The organism is Actinophytocola sp. (genome assembly GCF_036002505.1).
GTDB lineage: Bacteria > Actinomycetota > Actinomycetes > Mycobacteriales > Pseudonocardiaceae > DASYTH01.
This window is the reverse complement of sequence record NZ_DASYTH010000311.1, coordinates 1-4,056: the sequence shown is the minus strand read 5'-3', so window position 1 is coordinate 4,056 and position 4,056 is coordinate 1. Positions and strand designations below refer to the sequence as shown.

The window sequence follows — 4,056 nt, the reverse complement described above, 5'->3', positions numbered from 1 at the left end:
CCGGACATGTCGGCAGAGGAGATGGCTGAGATGGGGGCGAGGGTCGAGCGGCTGTATCAGCAGACCACCGCGTTCATGGTGACTCGCACCCGTGCGCAGGTCGAGCGGTTCTTCGACGGCGTCGACCTGGTGGACCCTGGTCTGGTGGAGATCCAGCTGTGGCGGCCGGACGACCCGAACTCGATATTGCCGGGCGGGTTCTACGGTGGAGTCGGCCGCAAGCGCTGACCCGGCGACCTGGATTGGAACGCTTGTCTGCTGGAACCGAGGAACTCCAGCAGCACCGGCACCATCGCCTCGGGTGCCGGCCGGTGGCCTTGCCCCGGCAGGGTGCGGCGGCTCGCGTTCGGCAGTGCGGCGGCGACCGCGTCGGCGGCCTCGGGCAGGCCGGGGAAGGTCTGGTCACCCGAGCACACGATCGTCGGCACGGTGACCTTGGCCCAGCGGCCGCGCCAGTCGGGGTCGAGATTGATCTCGTGGGTGGCGGCGTGGTCGTAGACCAGGGTGGGGGCGGCCGCGACCATCGCGGCCCACCAAGGCGCTCGCGCCATTCCATCGACGACCTCGGCCGGCAATCCGATCACCGAGGTCAGGTTGTAGCGCATCGCCTCGTCGTTCTTGCCGTCGGCGAGCAGCGAGCGCAGCGCGGCGAGGTGGGTGGTGAAGCTGCGGCCGGCGAAGAACGGCGGCTCGTAGAGGGCCAGCGCGGTGACGCCGCCGCCGGCGCTGGCGGCGGCCAGGGCGATGTCGGCCCCTGAGGAGTTGGTGCACAGTGCCGCGGCGCCGCCGACCGCCTTGATCAGCGCGGCGACGTCCTCGACTTCGCGGTCAAGCGCCCACGGCTGGGTGTCGCCGGATCGTCCGCGGCCGCGCCGGTCGTAGTCGACGGTCGTGAACCCCTCGGCCGCGAGGCGCTTGGCGGTCTGGGTGGTGGCCTCATCGATCGCGCGGTAGGCAGCGGCCCCGCCGATGAAGATGACGGCGGGCCCGTCACCGTAGCGGTCGTAGTCGATGACCGTGCCGTCGGGCGAGGTGACCGTGCTCAAGTCGTGGCCTCAATTCGTGGAAGAGGGTCGGGTTGAACGTTAAGACAGCCGGTACGGCCGGAACTCATCGCTCCCGCACCGCCGCGAGCCACCCACATCAGCGACGGTCCTGCAGACCCGGGCTCACCGAGAACCCGAAGCCGTTCGTGCAGGACCAAGACGGCCCAAGGAAATCCGCGAGAACTCCCCGGACGAGGCTTTGCTGGCATCGGCGCCGGGTGCGGTGGCGGTGGACTTACCCGACGGTTTCCATGGGACGACCGCCGGTCCCTGACCACGTGCAGCGGTTGATCGTCCGGCTCGCCTCGGAGAATCCGCGGTGGGGCTACCTGCGGATCCGCGGCGAGTTGCTCCGCCTGGGCTGCCAGATCTCGGCCAGCTCGATCCGCAGGGTACTGCGGGCCCATGGGATCGACCCGGCACCTCGACGGGTCTCTACGACCTGACGGTCGTTTCTGCGCCGCCAGGCGGCTAGCATCCTGGCCTGCGACTTCTTCACCGTCGCCACACCGTGTTCCTGCGGCGGCTGTATGTGCTGTTCTTCATTGAGCCGCGCACCCGACCGGGCCGTGGGTAGTCCAGCTGGCCCGCAACCTTGTCGCCGCGCTTGACGATGAGGCCACCGCGTTCAGGTTCCTGATCCGCGACCGGGACGCCAAAATTCACGAGGGCGTTCGATGATGTCTGGCGCTCAACCGGTGTCCAGATCATCTGCACTCCGATACAGGCGCCCAACGCCAACGCCAACGCTGTCGCCGAGCGCTGGATCGGGACCGTCCGCCGTGAACGCTGGACCCGCTGTTGATCGTCGGCCACCAGCAGCTTGTTCGCGTCCTGAGAGGCTACGTCGAGCACTACAACCGGCGCCGCCCGCACCGCAGCTTCGGCCAGGCGGCGCCGGTGTCATCGGCGTGCGGCCATCGGATGGTGGACCGACCCTTGGCAAGTTGCGCTGCCGTGATGTTCTGGAAGGACTGATCGATGAGCACGAGTGGGCCGCGTGACGAGCTGACTTCTGGCACCCCACGGGCCTGGGCCGCCGCTTTCTCCCCCGCGGGCCCTGCCCCGATCACGATCATGTCGGCGCACCGTCGCCCATCCGCCAGGCAAGCAACGTGGCGGGGTCACTCCTGATGGCGCTCGGGGCGTGTCAGGGTCGCCCCGGCTGTGAGCGGCTGGAAGCCGTCGGCCAGGCCGTCAGCGGCGAGAACGTCGCCCCCGCAGGTCGGCGCCATCCAGGTTCGCCCCCCGCAGGTCGGCAGCGTCCAGGTCGGCCCCTTGGAGATCCGCGTTGCGGAGGTCGGCATCGCGCAGATCAGCGGCGGGCAGGCAGGTGTCGCGCAGCCAGGCCTCCCGCAGGTCGGCTTTGCGAAAATCGGCCCCAGAAGCAGGCGGCCGGCCGACAGGCTGGCCGGGTGCAGGTCGCCGCCGCTGGGATGTTCCCGCATGGTCGGGGTCCCAGGCGTCGAAACGGCCGGGTACCCGGTGGGTATCGCCATCAGCGCCTCCCTGCTGCACAACGGCGGCCAGCACCCTTAGCCCGTGGGGAGCGTCACCGCCGCTGATCACAGTAGCCCTTACCGCGTCTCCTCTACCCGGGTCAGCGAGTCGGTACGATCCCTTGACCTGGTCGCCGTACGCGCGTAACTGTCTTGCCAATACGGCGGGGCCCATGCGGCACTGCCGGCACCGGTTCCGTCGGGGTCCGCCTCCGTCCTCTCCTGGGCTGATCGGTGTCGCGGTAGCGGTGGGCGGTTGCTAGGAAGCGGCGCTCGTCGGTCTCCAGCAGCAGCTTGTTGGCGAGCATCTCGTCGGCGACCGGCACTGGAGACACCGCCTCGATGCAGTAGGCGGACCCGCGGGGATCCAGCCGCACGATACCCCCTCGGCGGACGCGGTAGCGGTGGCCGGCGGCGGTGGTGACCTCGAACCAGCCACGCGCACGGTACTGCGCGCGCTGGCCAGGCGACAGCCAGGCCAGCAGCAGCGCCTCGGCCCGCAGCCTTGCCTGGCGCCGGCGCGCCAGCGCGTCCCTGGCCCGCAAGCACGCGAGCACGACCACCGCTGCCGCCGCGACCGCCCACCACACCACTGCTGTCATGGCAGGGGGCCCTCTAGCCGCCGGCCAGCCGTGGGGCCACGATCACCTCGGTGTGCTGCTCGGGATTCCAGGTCGTGAGGGTCACTTGTTCGCCGGTGCCGTCCCCGGTCTGCCGGTAGACGAGCCGGCCGGCCGTCTGCGCCTCCCGGAAGACCTCCTCGATCTCCCGGACGGTCGCGGGGTCGGCGGTGTCCCAGGTGCGGGTGGTGTCACCCTGCGCGTCGGCGATGTGGATGTTGCCGGTCATGTGCCGCGCCTCCTCCAGTGGCTCTGGCGCAGGACAGTCCGCGGCACCGCCGCCCGGCGGCGGTGCCGTGTCGGCCCTTCGCCAGCGGTCTTTCCGGGGTCATTCTGATGCACCGCCGAGCGTGATGAAATAGCCGGGCACTGTTGCATTGAGCCGGAACGCGTCGGCGAAGGCAGCGAGTGGAGGCTCTCCCTATGGCGAGGGCGCTAAGAATGACTTGAAACACGCGATCGTGACCGCGATTTGCCGTGTTGAGCGGCCGAGTGGAGGCAGCCGGAAAGGGTGATCGCTCAATGCAACATACCGGAGAGGTCACTGGCTGGTGAGACATTGCTCTGCGTTGTTCAAGGCCGCCCTCGGCCGGCGATGACGCGACGGTCGCGGGGAAGCGACCTCATCCAGCGCCGCGGGAAGGCCGAGCCTGCGGTGATCGCCCGACGCCGTCCTCACCGGCCAAGCGTTACGATTCCCGCGCCACGTAGGCAGAGCGGGAGAGGTGGCGTCCCATGCCCAGGCGCTCCGCCGACGCCAGATCGGAGCGACTCCGCCGCTACTGGGACAAGCACGCCCCCAAGTACGACAAGCAGGTCGCCTCCTTCGAGCGCTGGTTGCTCGGGGACGGCCGCCAATGGGTCTGCTCGCAGGCCACCGGCGACGTCCTT

General features: G+C 69.7%; 7 protein-coding genes. 2 read left to right on the top strand and 5 right to left on the bottom strand.

The window, feature by feature from the left end:
• The coding region (locus tag VGR06_RS27240; protein ID WP_327561988.1) for an SAM-dependent methyltransferase at positions 1-228 on the top strand (228 nt) is incomplete at its 5' end.
• Here the strand turns inward: VGR06_RS27240 and VGR06_RS27235 are convergent.
• The gene (locus VGR06_RS27235) at positions 201-1,046 is read right to left on the bottom strand and encodes an alpha/beta fold hydrolase (protein ID WP_327561987.1); all 846 of its coding nucleotides are present in this window, start codon (positions 1,044-1,046) and stop codon (positions 201-203) included. The genes VGR06_RS27240 and VGR06_RS27235 overlap by 28 nt on opposite strands.
• Before the next feature lie 251 nt (positions 1,047-1,297).
• On the opposite strand from VGR06_RS27235, the gene VGR06_RS27230 reads away from it, so the two are divergent.
• Positions 1,298-1,492, top strand: coding sequence for an IS3 family transposase (locus VGR06_RS27230; RefSeq protein WP_327561986.1), 195 nt, complete (start codon positions 1,298-1,300; stop codon positions 1,490-1,492).
• A 49-nt stretch (positions 1,493-1,541) separates the two neighbouring features.
• Here VGR06_RS27230 and VGR06_RS27225 read toward each other — a convergent pair whose 3' ends face one another.
• The 4 genes from VGR06_RS27225 to VGR06_RS27210 form a co-directional block, all read right to left on the bottom strand.
• A complete protein-coding gene (locus VGR06_RS27225) occupies positions 1,542-1,901 on the bottom strand; it encodes a hypothetical protein (protein WP_327561985.1) in 360 nt (119 codons plus the stop codon).
• Between the two features lie 342 nt (positions 1,902-2,243).
• Entirely contained in the window at positions 2,244-2,720 is a 477-nt protein-coding gene (locus tag VGR06_RS27220) for a pentapeptide repeat-containing protein (protein WP_327561984.1), read from the bottom strand.
• Complete coding sequence (locus VGR06_RS27215) at positions 2,647-3,147, bottom strand: hypothetical protein (protein ID WP_327561989.1); 501 nt, start codon at positions 3,145-3,147, stop codon at positions 2,647-2,649. The genes VGR06_RS27220 and VGR06_RS27215 overlap by 74 nt, the downstream gene beginning before the upstream one ends.
• A gap of 13 nt (positions 3,148-3,160) precedes the next feature.
• Positions 3,161-3,394 (bottom strand): hypothetical protein, encoded by a 234-nt coding sequence (locus VGR06_RS27210; protein WP_327561983.1) that lies wholly within the window; start codon positions 3,392-3,394, stop codon positions 3,161-3,163.
• Positions 3,395-4,056 lie beyond the last annotated feature (662 nt).